Origin of the sequence: Panacagrimonas sp., assembly GCF_965216805.1 — a bacterium.
Taxonomy (GTDB): Bacteria; Pseudomonadota; Gammaproteobacteria; order Nevskiales; family Nevskiaceae; genus Panacagrimonas.
In genome coordinates, this window is record NZ_CBDCGN010000002.1 from 2,676,808 (window position 1) to 2,690,847 (window position 14,040).

Here is a 14,040-nt window from a genome sequence, read left to right on the forward strand (position 1 = left end):
TCACGCCGCGTTCGCGCAGCCCGCCCCATTCCGACATCAGACCACCCCCGCGCGCAGCAGATCGTTCATGTGCACCACGCCCTGCAGCACGCCCCGGTCGTCGGTCACCAGCAGTGCAAGCACCCGATGCTGTTCCATCATCTGCACCGCCTCGGCGGCGAGACGGTCGGGGCCGATGCGGCGGCCGCCGCGGGTCATGAGCGGATCGATCAAGGCCACCCGCACATCGACACCCTGGTCCAGGCTGCGGCGCAGGTCGCCATCGGTATAGATGCCGAGCACCTGGCCCTGCGCGTCGACCACCGCGGTCATGCCCAGGCCCTTGCGGCTCATCTCCAGCAGCGCCGCCGTCACCGGCGTGCCCGGCGCCACCGTCGGCATCTGCTCGCCGCTGCGCATGACGTCGCGGATTCTGAGCAACAGGCGACGGCCCAGCGCTCCGCCCGGATGCGACAGCGCGAAATCCTCCTGGGTGAAGCCACGCGCCTCCAGCAGAGCCACTGCCAGCGCGTCTCCCATCGCCAGGGTCGCGGTGGTGCTGGCCGTCGGCGCGAGGTTCAGCGGGCAGGCTTCCTTGTCCACCGACACGTCGAGGTGCACGGTCGCTGCCGTGGCCAGGGTGGAAGCCGGCTTGCCGGTCATCGCGATCAGTGGCGCGCCCATGCGCTTGAACAGGGGCAGCAGGGTCAGCACCTCGGGCGTTTCGCCGGAATTGCTGATCGCCAGCACCACGTCCTGGCGGGTGATCATGCCGAGATCGCCGTGACTGGCCTCACCCGGGTGCACGAAGAACGCCGGGGTGCCGGTGGAGGCCAGGGTGGCGGCGATCTTGCCGCCGACATGCCCGGACTTGCCCATGCCGGTGACGACCACGCGGCCGGTGCAGGCGAGCATGATCCGGCAGGCCCGGGAGAATCCGTCGTCGATGCGCGCGATCAGTGCCGACACCGCGTCGCGCTCGATCTCGAGCGTGCGGCGGCCCAGGGCGCGAAAATCGACGTCAGCGTTCATGACCTACAGACAAATCAGGGCGGGCGCGGGAGTATAAGCGCTGACGATGCCGGCCCCAGACCGGCACGTACGACACCTGAACCGGTGGAGGAGAGCCCTTGGAGACGATTCGACTCGATGACCACGCCCGCGTCGTGTTCTTCACCGGCGCGGGCCTGAGTGCGGAATCCGGCGTGCCCACGTATCGCGGTCGCGGCGGTGTCTGGAGCCAGTACCGCTGGGAGGAATATGCCTGCCAGCGCGCGTTCGATGCCGACCCCGCCAAAGTGCTGGACTTTCACGAGCTGCGCCGCGCCAGAGTGCTGAGCTGCTCGCCGCACGAGGGCCACCGCCATCTCGCAGCGTGGCAGATACGCCATCCGAATCTGCACGTCATCACCCAGAACATCGATGGGCTTATGCAAATGGCCGGCATTCAGGTCAGCGCCGAGTTGCACGGGTCACTGTGGCGGGTCCGCTGCCAACGCCATGGCGTCAGCGAAGACCTCGGCGGGGCCCCCTACCTCAACCGGCGTTGCCCGCAGTGCGATTCCTGGCTGCGACCGGACATCACCTGGTTCGAGGATCCGGTGTCCGGGCGCGTATTCGACCACGCGACGGAACTGGCCAGCCGGGCCGATCTGTTCGTGTCGGTAGGCACTTCCGGCGTGGTGTGGCCGGCGGCATCGATTCCCGAACGCGCTCGGCGCAACGGGGCACGGATGGTGGAGATCAACCCCGAATCCAACGAGGCCTCGCGCCTGTACGACACCTGCATTCGCGACAGCGCCGCCCACGCGATCCCGCGGGTGTTTCCGCTGGGGCCAAGCATCGGGGCGAACCCTGCAGCGGTCTGATTGCACGGCTCGTCGCCGTAAGATCGGACCACTCGCGCATCCGCGCCTCGCAGCAGGAGTAACCCCATGAGCGACGACCGCAGGCCGGAGCCTCCGATCCTGAGCGACTTCCACAAAAAGACCCGGCAGCACGTGGTCCCGGACTGGATCGTCGAGCATCTCAAGGAGTACGCCGAGGATCCGGAAAAGGCGCACCTGTGGGACGCCCGCGCCTTCGGCGGCTCCGAGCACACCCCGACACTGCTGCTGACGACCCGCGGCCGCAAGACCGGCCGGCTGCTGACCACGCCGCTGATCTATGGCGCAGACGACGGCCACTACATCGTTGTCGGTTCCAAGGGTGGCGCGCCGCAGAACCCGGGCTGGATGTTCAACCTCGAAGCCGACCCCAATGTCGAGGTGCAGGTCGTCAGGGACCGCTTTGCGGCCGTGGCCCGCGTCGCTTCCGGTGAGGAGCGCGAGCGGCTATGGGAGATGATGGCCGCCATCTATCCGCCCTACCGCGACTATCAGGCGCGCACCCCGCGCGAGATCCCGGTGGTGGTGCTCACCCGCAGGTGATACCGGACGTGATCTGGCGCGCCGACGACCTGCGTCCGTCGGTGCGCAGTTGTTCCAGGCACTGCAGGCAGGCACGCGCCAGCGCGCTGCGGCCGTCATCGTCGCGCATGACGGTGTGGGCGACCGCGAAGCGCGGATCGCCGGCGACCTGCGCCGCGTCGCATTCGTCGACGATCACACAGTCGACGAAATCTGAGTAAAGCTCGGCGATCACGGCGGCGCTCGGCTCGACCCCGAGTTCGCGCATGATCTTGGCGGTCGGGCCCTTGATGGCCTGGCCACCGACGATGGGTGACACCGCGATCACCGGCACGCGCGCCGCGCGCAGCGCAGCTCGCAGACCGCTCACCGCCAGCATCGGCGCCACGCTCAGATAGGGATTGGACGGGCACACGATAATCCCCGACAGCGCGGGATCCGCCAGTGCTTCGAGCACGCCTGGCGACGGCTGCGCCGCGGAGGCGCCCTCGAACTCCAACGACTTCAGCGCCGGCGCGCAGCGACGCCGCACGAAGTAGTCCTGGAAACCGAGTACGCCGTCACCGGCTGTATGCACGCGCGTCCGCAGCGGCGCGTCGGTCACCGGTACCACCCGCGTGGCCACGCCCAGTTGCTGCGCAATCGTCTGCGTGGCCTGGCTCAACGAACACCCCGCCGACAGCAACTGCCGGCGTAACAGGTGCACCGCGATGTCGCGATCACCCAGCAGGAACCAGCTCTCGGCGCCGAGCGCGCGCAATTCCTCCAGCGTGCCCCAGGTCTCGTCGGCACGCCCCCAGCCCTGCTCCCGATTGACCACGCCGGCCAGGGTGTACACGACCGTGTCCAGATCCGGGCAGATCGGCAGCCCCAGGTGCTCGAAGTCATCACCAACGTTCACCGCGACGGTCAACTTATCGGCCGGCAGCACGCTCGCCAGCCCCCAGGCGAGCCTGGCGCCACCGACGCCGCCGGACAGGGCGAGCACGCGGGACGGCGCCGTCATCGGAACAGGTCTTCCGCCAGAGGACGCACCAGGGCTCGCGCGCCCCGCGAGGTCGACAGAAAGCGGCGCGGGACCCCGCGCACCAGTGCCATCGGCCGGCCCTCGGCCGCCTCTCCCAGCATCATCGACGCGGTGGCGCATAACTGGTCGGCAATCGCCAGCTGCGTCACCTTCAGAACACGCCCGTGACGGTCGACGCCCCCGCGCAGATCCACCAGCGATTCGAGTCCGGCGCAGCCAATGCAGACGCCGCAGACACCCTGGCGCCACGGCCGTCCGAAGCTGTCGGCAATCAGCACCGCGATCTCCACACTGAAGCGCGCGCGAACGCCTTCCAGCAGCGCCTGCGCACTGCGGTCGGGGTCCACCGGCAGCAACAGGGCGCGCTGATCGCCGTCCGGAACATTGGACTGGTCGATGGCGGCGTTGGCGACGACGAAACCCAGGCGATGCCGCGCAATCAATACCCCGGGTGCCACCCGTACGATCTCGGTCGACTCGCGCAGCACCAGCTCGACCAGCCGCGGGTCCTTGCCGCAGCGCGCGGCAAGCGCGTTGGCCTCGCCGCTCGGTTCGACCGCCGTCAGGTTCACGAAGCGGTTCTCGGACTTGGAGACGATCTTCTGCGCGACCACCAGCACATCGCCGTCGGCGAGCGCACCTACCCCCTCGTTACCCGCGATCGCTGCTGCCAGCAGGGTTGCCAGATCATCGCCCGGTTGCACTTCCGGAAGCCCGGCCAGCGGCAGGAAGCTCAGCGCGCTCGACCGATCCGGGTTCACGCCGGGAGCGGCCGCCGCGGCAGCGCCGCGTTGCTCAGCTCATGCAGCGGCGCGGCGCGCCAGGCCACACCCGCGCGCGCTGGGTCGACCGCGCCATACAAGGTGTTGCGCTGACGCGACGGACGACCGATCCCGGCGGCCAGCGCCTCCATCTCCGCAGGCGCAAACTCCTGCCCGTGCGCCGCGCCGGCGGCGCGACTGATCGATTCGTTCATCAAGGTGCCGCCCAGGTCGTTGGCGCCGGCCTGCAGGCAGCGCTGCGCCCAGGGCGGCCCGAGCTTGACCCACGAGGCCTGGATGTTGGGAACCAGCGGGTGCAGCACCAGGCGCGCAACCGCGTGCATCAGGATGGCCTCGCGCAAGGTCGGTCCCTTGCGCGCCTGCCCGCGCAGGTACATCGGCGCTTCCATGTGCACGAACGGCAAGGGCACGAACTCGGTGAGGCCGCCAGTCTCCCGCTGCAGGCGGCGCAGGCGCAGCAGGTGCCGGGCCCAGTGCGCGTAACCCTCCACGTGGCCAAACATGATGGTGGAGGTCGTGCGCAGCCCGGCCCGGTGCGCCGCGCCGACCACCTGCAGCCAGCCTTGCGTGTCGAGCTTGTCCGGCGCGATCTGGCGGCGGATCCCGTCGTCCAGAATCTCGGCGGCGGTGCCGGGCAGCGAGCCCAGGCCCGCCTCGCGCAGCGCCTGCAGATAGTCGGGCAGCGACAGGCCCAGGGTGCGCGCACCGTGGCTGACCTCGAGCGGCGAAAACGCATGGACATGGATGTCCGGCACCGCCGCTTTCGCCGCACGGCAGATGTCGAGGTAGGTGCGACCGGTGAACGCGGGATGGATGCCACCCTGCATGCACACCTCGGTCGCGCCGCGATCCCAGGCCTCGCGCACGCGGCGCTGAATTTCGTCCAGGTCCACCAGGTAAGGCCGGCCCCGCAGATTCTCGTGCGCACGGCCCTTGGAGAACGCACAGAAGCTGCACTTGTACAGACACACGTTGGTGTAATTGATGTTGCGCACCACCGCGTAGGTCACGGTGTCGCCGACGCTGGCGGCGCGCAGCGCATCGGCAGCGGCGCATACCCGCGTGAAGTCGCCGCCGCGTGCGTCGAACAACTGCTCGATCTGGGCGGCGTCCGGCACGCGCCCTTCCAGGGTCTGCGTCACGATCCGCGCGATGGGCGATGCGAGACGCGGCACGGGCAGTGCCACATCGCGCAGGTCGTCATGATCGCCGAAGCCCGGAACGCCGGCCGCCCACTGGCCGACTCGGGCCAGCCCGGCACCGTCCGACAGTCGCAGGACCGCTGCGTGCAGCTCCGGTGCGATCCACGTTGTCTTGTCCTGCACGTAGCGCGGATACACCGTGAGCCTCTCGGCCAGCATCGACCCGGCGCGCTCGGTGTCGGCGGCCAGCCGTTCCAGATTCGGCCACGGCGCCTCCGGATTCACGTGGTCCGGCGTCAGCGGCGAAACCCCGCCCCAGTCGTTGATCCCGGCCTGTACCAGGTCCGCCAGGTCACCCGCATACAGATTGGGCGGCGCCTGCAGACTCATGCCGGGGCCGAAGATCAGCCGTGCCGCAGCGATGGTCCAGCACAACTCGTCCGCGCTGGGCTCCGGCGCCGCGTGCATGCGCGTGCCAGGCTTGGCGCGGAAGTTCTGCACGATGACTTCCTGCAGGTGGCCGTAGCGATCCGCCAACGCGCGCAGCGCCAGCAGCGATTCGATGCGCTCGCGGCGCGTCTCGCCGATGCCGATCAGGATGCCGGAGGTCATCGGCACCCTGGCCTCGCCCGCCAGTCGCAAGGTTTCCAGACGCCGCGCGGGCACCTTGTCGGGCGAGCCGAAGTGCGGGCCGCCGCGCTGGCACAGCCGTTCCGAGGCCGACTCCAGCATCAGCCCCATCGACGGCGCCACGCTGCGCAATCGTGCGAGGTCTGCGGCGGACAGCAGGCCGGCATTGAGATGCGGCAGCAGGCCGGTCTCCTTCACCACCCGCGCGGCGACGTATGCGAGGTAATCGAGGGTGCGCGCAAAGCCCAGTTCGGCCAGCGCTGTGCGCGCTCTGGCATAGCGCAGTTCCGGCTGATCACCGAGCGTGAACAACACTTCCTTGCAGCCCATCGCCGCACCAGCGCGTGCGATCTCCAGAACCTCGTCGGGCAACAGATAAGGCTTTTCCAGTCTTCGCGGCGTCTTGGCGAAGGTGCAGTAATGGCAGACGTCGCGGCACAACTGGGTGAGCGGAACAAAGACCTTGCGCGAATAGGTGACCACCGACCCCCAGCCGGCGTCGCGCAGCGTCGAAGCCTCTACTGCCAGTTCCCGCCAGTCGGCGACCTCGGTCAGCGCCAATGCCGCTTCGGACGACAGCGGTGCCGCAGGTGCGCGCGTGGTCGTCAGTGGGGGCACGGGCGCGTTCATGCGTGACCGTCCGCGAACAGCCGCGTAGGTGGGACATGTGAGCGCACGGTCGGTACAGCGCTCCTGCGCTGCAGCAGATGGTCCAGATCCGCCGGCAGGTCGATATCCAGCGCCAGTTCGTCGATCTGCACTACACAGCTCCTGAGCTTGGCCGCCTGCGCAGCAGCGAGATGGCGCTGGCAGCTGTCTGCGCCAAAACAAGGCGCGATCGCATCGGGAGGTGAGCACAGCAGCGCATTGGTGCCGACCCTGCACCGATCCGGCGCGATGACCACCTCATGTCCCTTCCCCGCCTCGATCATCGCCTCGACCGCACGCGGCGCGATCAGGGGCAGATCTCCCGCCACCATCAGCAGGCGGTCAAGGTTTCGGCGCTGCAACTGCGCGATGGCCGCGGCAAAGGCCTGCGCGGTACCGGCGTCGCACGGCTCGCGCAGGATCATCGCATCGAAGCCCTGCGCGAAGCGCGCCACTTCCTCGCTGGCGGTGACCACCGCGACCTGCGAAATACCCGATGTCTCCTGCAACGTCGTCAACACCCGCCGGGCCAGCTCGAAGAACAGCGCGCGTCGCTGCTCCGGCGACAGCGCCTGAGCCAATCGAGACTTGGCGGTATCCGGCGACTTCAGCGGCACGATGGCCCACATGCGCTCAGCCCTTGCTCTCGACGTGACCGCCGAACTTGTAGCGCATCGCTGACAGGACCTTCTCGGCGAAGGTGTGGTCCTGGCGCGAACGAAAGCGCGCGTAGAGCGCCGCTGTGAGCACTTCGGCCGGCACGGCTTCCTCGATCGCCGCCTGCACCGTCCAGCGGCCCTCGCCGGAGTCCTCGACGACGCCATCGAACCTCGACAGGGTCGGATTCTCGGCCAGCGCCTCGGCGGTCAGGTCCAGCAGCCACGACGACACCACGCTGCCACGACGCCACACTTCGGCGATGTCGGCAAGGTTCAGATCGTAGCGGCGGTTCTCGGGAATGCTGGCTTTCGACACGTTGCGCAGGATGTCGAAGCCTTCGGCGATCGCCTGCATCATGCCGTACTCGATGCCGTTGTGAATCATCTTGACGAAGTGGCCGGCACCCGCCGCACCGCAATACAGATAACCCTGCTCGGCGCGCGCATCGAGGCCCTCGCGACTCCCCGTTGCAGGGATGTCGCCGCGACCGGGCGCCAGCGCCTTGAAGATCGGATCCAGCCGCTCGAACGCGGGCCGGTCACCGCCGATCATCATGCAATAGCCGCGCTCCAGGCCATGGACGCCGCCACTGGTACCGACATCGAGATAGCGGATGCCACGCGCGGCGAGTTGTTCGGCGCGGCGCACGTCATCGTGAAAATGGCTGTTGCCGCCGTCGATCAGCGTGTCGCCCGCCTGCAGGCGCTGGGCCATCGCCTGCACGTGGGCCTCGGTGGTCGGTCCATGCGGCAGCATCAGCCACACCGCGCGGGGTGCGACGAGCGCAGCGACAAAGTCATCGAGATCGGTCGCGCCGGTGGCCCCCTCGCTGGCGATCCGGCTCACCGCGGCGGCATCGATGTCGAACACCACCGCGTCGTGACCGGCGCGCATCAGACGCCGCACGATATTGGCGCCCATGCGTCCCAGACCGATCATGCCGAGCTGCATTACCGCTCTCCTCCTGTGCTGGTCGTGGTGAGCATTATGGGTAGGGCTTTCGTCTGACGTGCTGGCATCGTGTTGCAAGCGCGGTTCAGGGCGAGGTCCATATCTCCAACGGTACTCGCGTCTGGCGCAGCAGCGCACGAATCGGCATGTCCTCGACCGCGCCCGCCCGCTGCGCCTCGCGCAGCACTGCCAGCTTGGCGTCTCCTTGCAGCGGCAACAGTATTCGCCGGCTTGCGGTCAGCCCGGCCAGGGTGAGACTCATGCGCGGATGAGGTGCCTGCGGTGGCCGCGGCGCTTGCACCGCCGCACATAAGGGACCGTCGTTGCGCAAGGCCAGATCCAGTTCCGGTGCATGTGGAAACAGCGAGGCCGTGTGGCCGTCCTCGCCCATGCCCAGCAGCACCAGGTCGAAAGGCAGCGCCAGCGCGCGCAGGTGTGCTTCGCAAGCCGCCTGCCCGGACTCCGGCGTGTCGGCCGCGTTCTTCAGGGGCAGGAAATGTGCGGCAGCGGCGGCGTCGCGCAGCAGATGTTCACGGATCAGACGCGCATTGCTGTCGGGGTGATCGACCGGCAGCCAGCGCTCGTCGACCTGGGTCACCGTGACCTGCGACCAGGGCAATTCGACCTCGGCCAGATGCTCGAACAGGCGCTTCGGCGAGCTGCCACCGGATACCGCCATCAGCGCAGTGCCGCGCTCGCTGACCGCGCGGCGCAGCTGGCCGGCGATGTCGTCGACCAGCGCAGCGAGCAGGCCGTCTGCGTCTGCGAAGTGCCGATCAGCGATGGCGTAAGGGCCGTCCACGACGGTCAACTGAACGCCTTGCGCAGCCGCGGACCCAGTTGCTCGCCGAACAGCCTGAGGAAACGCGCCTGATCCGGTCCGGGGGCATGAAAGACCAGGTGATTGAAACCGAGCTCGACATAGGCACGGACCTTGTCGACGACTTGATCGGCGTCGTCGCTGACGATCCAGCGCGAGGCCGCACGCTCGATCGGCAGTGCGTCGGCCAGTTGCTCCATCTCGCAGGGATCCTCGACGTTCATCTTTTCTTCCGGCGACAGCGACAACGGTGCCCAGAAGCGGGTGTCGTCGCGGGCGCGGGTGCGATCAGTGTCGAACGACAGCTTGATCTCGATCATGCGATCGATTCCGTCGTGCGGCTTGCCCGCTTTGGCCAGGCCCGCCTCGACATTCGGCAGCAGGGTGTCGGTGTAGAGCGTCCATGGCTTGCCGCTGGTGCAGATGAAACCTTGCGCGTGCTCGCCCGCGAGCCGGGCCATGTAGGGTCCGGCGCCGGCGATGTAGATCGGCACCGGTGTTTGCGGCCGGTCGTAGATGGTGGCCCTGTGGGTCTTGTAGAACTTGCCGTCATAGCTCAGGCGTTCCTCGCGCCAAAGTCGGCGGATCAGATCGACGGCTTCCTTGAATCTCGCTGTGCGTTCCGACTGCTCCGGCCAGGCCATGCCGCTGGAAGGCACTTCGTTGAGCGACTCGCCGGTACCGATGCCGAGCACCACGCGCTCCGGAAACAGCACGCCGAGCGTGCCGAAGGCCTGCGCCACGATCGAGGGGTGATAGCGGAAGGTCGGCGTCAGCACGCTGGTGCCGATCAGCACCCGCGACGTGGCGGCGCCCAGCGCGCCCAGCCAGGCCAGCGAGAACGGGGCGTGTCCGCCGGCGTGCCGCCAGGGCTGGAAGTGATCGCTGATCCATACCGAGTCGAATCCAGCAGCTTCTGCCTGCACCGCGTAGTCGAGCAGCGCCCGCGGACCGAACTGTTCGGCCGACGCCTTGTAGCCCAGCTTCAGGAATGTCATCGGAAGCGCGTGCGCCCGGAGTCGCGCGCACACCGCGTTGGCGGACTGAAACAGGCTTGAACTGGCTGCACCGGCATCACCCGTTCAGCATCCTGGCGAAGGCTTCTAGTTCGCGCGGAATGTCCGGCCCCGCAGGCTGAAACGCGATTTCCGTCGCGCCCTTTTCCTCCAGCGCCGCCATCCGTTCGCGCCAGGCCTCGCGGCTCATCGACATGTGGTTGCGCGCCAGCAGATCGCCGCTGATGTAGGGCCGGTCGCGATCGTTGACCCCCACCAAGTGGCCGTCGTGCATCGCCAGGTGTCGCCTGGTCTCGGGCACGGCGTCGTAGAGCTTCTTCCACTCCTCTCCACCCGGAATCTGATCGAGCATGCGGTGTTCAAGAAAGTAATGGAGCAACACGCTGCCGCCGTGTCCTGCCGCCGCCATCGCGCGTGCCGAGTCGGGTGATTCGCCGGGTTCCAGCACGGTGCCGAACAGCAGCACCACGCTCCAGTCAAATCCGGGCAAGGGTTCGAACACGCCGAACACGCCCTGCCCCAGTTCCTTGGCCGTAGCGGCGCCCTTGGGTCCGCCGGCAGCAATCACGAATGGCACCTCGATGGGCCGCCGCGCGCCGTAGCCTTCCCACTGCAGCATCCGCGTTATGGCGCCTTCCCACTCGACATCCTCGCCGCGCAACAGGCCGCGCAGCGCGACGATGTACTCCGACACGAAGCGCCAGGTCAGGGGGCGCTGGCCCATGCTCACACGCGCCGTGAAGCCTGACCCGATACCGACCACGACGCGATCCTGGCCCGCGGCCGACACCAGGGTCGCAATCGCCGCCGCCGTCACCATCGGATGACGCAGATGCGGCACCAGCACGCCGGTACCCAGCGAGATTCTTCGCGTGCGATCCGCCGCACGGCAGAGCTGCACCCAGACATCCGGGTACAGCGCCGGTGAATCGTAGAACCAGGCCCGCTCGTAGCCGAGTTCCTCGGCGATGCGCGCATGCTCCGGGCTGTGTTCGGACGTTGCAAATGCACAAGCCAGCTTCAGTGCCATGGCATGTCTCCTCTTTGGTGGCGGACCAGCCGGTCATTTGCCGGCGCGGCTTTCGAGTGTCGCGCCGACTCGGGACAAGGCCTATTCGGGCACACACCCTAGGGCGTTGCGAAGCGCCTGCTGCCCGACGCAAGTCGCGGTTGAGGTTCGATCCCAGCGACTCATGCGGCCGACGCCCGCCGCTGTGCCACAAAACAGCTGCGCTCGCGGGCGGCGGCATCGCAATGTTCGACGTACAGCGGAAAGCCGCCGAGAAACAGGGGCACTTCGCGCGGCTTGCCCGGCACATTGCCACCGACAAAGTAGTTGTTGCCCTGGGTGAACAAGGTCGACTCCGCGATGGAATTGTGCAGCGCAGTCCACTCGGCCACCGCTTCGGCGGTGGCCTCCACCAGATCATCGGCGTTCTCGCGGCCGTCGAGGAAGCGTTCGATCTGGTGGAATTGATACTGCGCGTTGAGCATCGGGTTATAGAACAGGGAGCCAGGTCCCGCGACCCAGAACAGGTTCGGATACCCGTGCGTCATCATGCCGAGAAAGGTGCGAACGCCATGCGCCCATTCGTCGACCAGCCGGCGCCCACCACGGCCGCGGATGTCGATGCGCGAGAACGCGCCGGTGCCGAAGTCGAAGCCGGTCGCGAAGATGATGACGTCCAGCGGAATCTCGCGCTCGCCGACCACGATGCCGCCGGCGGTGAAGCGGCGGATGGGTTCGGCACGCAGGTCGACGAGTTCCACGTTGGGCCGTTCCATCGCCTCGCAGTAGCCGGTGTCGCCCGCCAGGCGCTTGGTCAGTGCCGGTTCCTCCGCACGCGGCGTGAGCAATTCGGCAATCCTCGGATCGGAGACGCGGCTGCGGATCTTTTCCTTGAAGAACGCCTCCAGCGTGCGGTTGGCCGCCGGGTCGGTCAGCAGATCGGTGAAGGTGTAGTAGAAGCACAGCCCGCCGGAAGCCCAGCAATCCTCGTAGATGCGACGGCGCTCCTCATTGCTGACTTCCAGCGCCGAGCGCGTCACCGGCGGCGCCGGACGCGAGTGCAGGTGGGTGAATCCAATCGCCGAGACGCGTTCGGCTTCCCGTGTCGGCGCGTAGTCGGCTTTGATCTCGCGCGTTCGTTGCGCATCGGCCGGATGGTTGCGCAGCGGCACGGTGTAGACCGCGGTGCGCTGTAACACGCTCAGGTGCGCGGCCTGCTTCGCCACGATCGGCGTGATCTGCACCCCGGAGGCGCCCGTGCCGATCAGGCCGACGCGCTTGCCGGTGAAGTCGACCGGCTCCTTGGGCCAGCTCGAGCTGCGCAGTTGCAGTCCCTTGAAGTCATCCAGGCCTTCGAACTGCGGCCGGTAGGGTTGCGAGTAGGTCCCGGTGGCCATGATCAGCGTCCCGGCCCGAACCGTTTCGCCGCGGTCGGTGCTCAGCGTCCAGCAATGGCCGACATCGTCGAAGTGCGCCGATTCCACGCGCGTGCCGAACGTGAAGTGCGACCGCAGCCCGAAGCGGTCGCAGACGTGGTTGAGGTAACGCTCGACCTCGGGCTGCGAAGGATAGCGCTCGCTCCAGGTCCACTCCTGCTGCAGCTCCTCGGAAAACGAGTACGAGTACTCGAAGCCCTCGATATCGACCCGGCAGCCGGGGTACCGATTCCAGTACCACGCACCACCGACACTCGATCCGGCCTCGAACGCACGCACGCGCCAGCCGCGTTGCAGCGCGCGATGCACGGCATGGATGCCGGACACCCCCGCGCCCACCACCACCAGGTCAAGAAGCTTCTGCCCCCGTGATTCCGGTTGTGCGTCTGTCGTCATGATTTTTCTCCTCGGCCGAGTCTTGCGGTCAGAGCAAACCGTGATCCGGCCGTCGACTCACTTCGTCTGGAAGCTGGGCATCACTTCCCTGGCAAACAGTTCCAGCGCGCGTGTAGTCTTGGCCGGATCGGCGCCCGGCATCTGCGTGCCCATGACGAAGTGCGTGCAGTCGTACTCGCCGCGGAACTTCTCCAGCTTGCGTGCGACCTGGTCCGGCGTCCCGATCATCATGCCTTCGGCATAGGGTGAATGGCGGATCTGGTCGGGCGGCGGAATCTGGCTCATCGCCGCATCGCCTTCGGCATCATTGGCCTCGGAGAGCCACACGCCGTAGAGCCTGAGCATGTGGTGCATATGGGGCGCGACTTCCGCCCAGGCCTGATCTTCGGTCGGCGCGGTATAGACCATGCGCAGTTGCGCGACGTTGAAGTCCTTCGGATCGCGACCTGCTTCCTTCAGTGCCTTGCGGTAGAACGGTGCCGGGTCCGGTCCGAGGGTCGCCATCAGGTGAAAGCCCATGCGCGCGGCGCGGGCGGTAGCCTTCTCGGCGCGGCAGCCGACCCAGATCGGCGGGCAGGGCTGCTGCACCGGCCGCGGATGGATCGTCATGTCCTGAACCTGGGTGAAGCGGCCGTCGAAGCTGACGCGCTCCTGCGTCATCAGCTTGTGGACCAGGTCGATGCCCTCCGCCATCCGCGGCGCGCGTTCCTTGCGCGGAATCTTCAATTGCTCGAATTCACCGGCGCGATAACCCTGCCCCACACCCAGGTCGAAGCGGCCGTTCGACAGGATATCGATGCTGGTGACGTCTTCGGCCAGCCGCACCGGGTTGTGGAACGGCATCAGCAACACGAAGGTGCCGATGCGGATGCGTTGGGTGCGGGCCGCAATGGCGGCGGCCACGGGCAATGTCGCCGGGTTGTAGCCATCCTCGACGAAGTGATGTTCGGTGAGCCAGCAGTTGTCGAAACCCAGCTGTTCCATCCGCACGATCATGTCGAGCTGCGACTGGTAGAACTGCGGATACGGCTTGCGCCACGGCTCCGGGTTGCGGAAGTCGAACATCACACCCATCTTCATCGCGACTCTCCTGGTCGTTGCGCTGCCCTGTTTCACATGGCGCAGCTCGTCCCTGC

The 14,040-nt window shown here is 67.5% G+C and carries 13 protein-coding genes; 2 read left to right on the plus strand and 11 right to left on the minus strand.

Annotated elements, in window-relative coordinates; translation table 11 throughout:
- Positions 1-36 precede the first annotated feature (36 nt).
- Positions 37-1,011 carry a KpsF/GutQ family sugar-phosphate isomerase gene (locus tag ACOOHP_RS12640; protein WP_420466778.1) on the minus strand — a complete coding sequence of 325 codons (975 nt, stop codon included), beginning with the start codon at positions 1,009-1,011 and terminating at the stop codon, positions 37-39.
- Positions 1,012-1,109: 98 nt separating this feature from the next.
- Between ACOOHP_RS12640 and ACOOHP_RS12645 the strand changes: the two genes are divergently transcribed.
- Positions 1,110-1,847, plus strand: a complete 738-nt coding sequence (locus ACOOHP_RS12645) for an SIR2 family NAD-dependent protein deacylase (protein ID WP_420466779.1) — start codon at positions 1,110-1,112, stop codon at positions 1,845-1,847.
- Positions 1,848-1,913: 66 nt separating this feature from the next.
- Complete coding sequence (locus ACOOHP_RS12650; protein ID WP_420466780.1) at positions 1,914-2,408, plus strand: nitroreductase family deazaflavin-dependent oxidoreductase; 495 nt, start codon at positions 1,914-1,916, stop codon at positions 2,406-2,408.
- On the opposite strand, the gene cofD is transcribed toward ACOOHP_RS12650, so the two are convergent.
- From cofD to ACOOHP_RS12700, 10 genes are all read right to left on the minus strand, one after another.
- The gene (cofD, locus tag ACOOHP_RS12655; protein WP_420466781.1) at positions 2,395-3,393 is read right to left on the minus strand and encodes a 2-phospho-L-lactate transferase; all 999 of its coding nucleotides are present in this window, start codon (positions 3,391-3,393) and stop codon (positions 2,395-2,397) included. The two genes, ACOOHP_RS12650 and cofD, sit on opposite strands and share 14 nt — an antisense overlap.
- Positions 3,390-4,175 (minus strand): coenzyme F420-0:L-glutamate ligase, encoded by a 786-nt coding sequence (gene cofE, locus ACOOHP_RS12660; RefSeq protein ID WP_420466782.1) that lies wholly within the window; start codon positions 4,173-4,175, stop codon positions 3,390-3,392. The genes cofD and cofE overlap by 4 nt, the downstream gene beginning before the upstream one ends.
- Positions 4,172-6,598, minus strand: a complete 2,427-nt coding sequence (gene cofH / locus ACOOHP_RS12665; RefSeq protein ID WP_420466783.1) for a 5-amino-6-(D-ribitylamino)uracil--L-tyrosine 4-hydroxyphenyl transferase CofH — start codon at positions 6,596-6,598, stop codon at positions 4,172-4,174. The genes cofE and cofH overlap by 4 nt, the downstream gene beginning before the upstream one ends.
- Positions 6,595-7,245 (minus strand): 2-phospho-L-lactate guanylyltransferase, encoded by a 651-nt coding sequence (cofC, locus tag ACOOHP_RS12670; protein ID WP_420466784.1) that lies wholly within the window; start codon positions 7,243-7,245, stop codon positions 6,595-6,597. Before cofC ends, cofH begins: the two co-directional genes overlap by 4 nt.
- Positions 7,246-7,249: 4 nt before the next feature.
- Positions 7,250-8,227, minus strand: coding sequence for a phosphogluconate dehydrogenase (NAD(+)-dependent, decarboxylating) (gene gnd / locus ACOOHP_RS12675; protein WP_420466785.1), 978 nt, complete (start codon positions 8,225-8,227; stop codon positions 7,250-7,252).
- An 85-nt stretch (positions 8,228-8,312) separates the two neighbouring features.
- Positions 8,313-9,029, minus strand: coding sequence for a 6-phosphogluconolactonase (pgl, locus tag ACOOHP_RS12680; RefSeq protein WP_420466986.1), 717 nt, complete (start codon positions 9,027-9,029; stop codon positions 8,313-8,315).
- 5 nt (positions 9,030-9,034) lie between these two features.
- Positions 9,035-10,045 carry a glucose-6-phosphate dehydrogenase (coenzyme-F420) gene (gene fgd / locus ACOOHP_RS12685; RefSeq protein WP_420466786.1) on the minus strand — a complete coding sequence of 337 codons (1,011 nt, stop codon included), beginning with the start codon at positions 10,043-10,045 and terminating at the stop codon, positions 9,035-9,037.
- Positions 10,046-10,121: 76 nt separating this feature from the next.
- Positions 10,122-11,093 carry an LLM class flavin-dependent oxidoreductase gene (locus ACOOHP_RS12690; RefSeq protein ID WP_420466787.1) on the minus strand — a complete coding sequence of 324 codons (972 nt, stop codon included), beginning with the start codon at positions 11,091-11,093 and terminating at the stop codon, positions 10,122-10,124.
- Between the two features lie 161 nt (positions 11,094-11,254).
- On the minus strand, positions 11,255-12,904 hold the full coding sequence (locus ACOOHP_RS12695) for a flavin-containing monooxygenase (protein WP_420466788.1): 1,650 nt from the start codon (positions 12,902-12,904) through the stop codon (positions 11,255-11,257).
- Positions 12,905-12,961: 57 nt separating this feature from the next.
- Positions 12,962-13,984 (minus strand): LLM class flavin-dependent oxidoreductase, encoded by a 1,023-nt coding sequence (locus tag ACOOHP_RS12700; protein ID WP_420466789.1) that lies wholly within the window; start codon positions 13,982-13,984, stop codon positions 12,962-12,964.
- Positions 13,985-14,040: the final 56 nt, after the last annotated feature.

Coding starts and splice junctions, on each gene's coding strand:
- fgd (WP_420466786.1), bottom strand. CDS start 10,045: ATGACATTCCTGAAGCTGGGCTACAAGGCGTCGGCCGAACAGTTCGGT.
- ACOOHP_RS12700 (WP_420466789.1), bottom strand. CDS start 13,984: ATGAAGATGGGTGTGATGTTCGACTTCCGCAACCCGGAGCCGTGGCGC.
- cofH (WP_420466783.1), bottom strand. CDS start 6,598: ATGAACGCGCCCGTGCCCCCACTGACGACCACGCGCGCACCTGCGGCA.
- cofD (WP_420466781.1), bottom strand. CDS start 3,393: ATGACGGCGCCGTCCCGCGTGCTCGCCCTGTCCGGCGGCGTCGGTGGC.
- gnd (WP_420466785.1), bottom strand. CDS start 8,227: ATGCAGCTCGGCATGATCGGTCTGGGACGCATGGGCGCCAATATCGTG.
- ACOOHP_RS12690 (WP_420466787.1), bottom strand. CDS start 11,093: ATGGCACTGAAGCTGGCTTGTGCATTTGCAACGTCCGAACACAGCCCG.
- ACOOHP_RS12640 (WP_420466778.1), bottom strand. CDS start 1,011: ATGAACGCTGACGTCGATTTTCGCGCCCTGGGCCGCCGCACGCTCGAG.
- ACOOHP_RS12650 (WP_420466780.1), top strand. CDS start 1,914: ATGAGCGACGACCGCAGGCCGGAGCCTCCGATCCTGAGCGACTTCCAC.
- ACOOHP_RS12695 (WP_420466788.1), bottom strand. CDS start 12,904: ATGACGACAGACGCACAACCGGAATCACGGGGGCAGAAGCTTCTTGAC.
- cofC (WP_420466784.1), bottom strand. CDS start 7,245: ATGTGGGCCATCGTGCCGCTGAAGTCGCCGGATACCGCCAAGTCTCGA.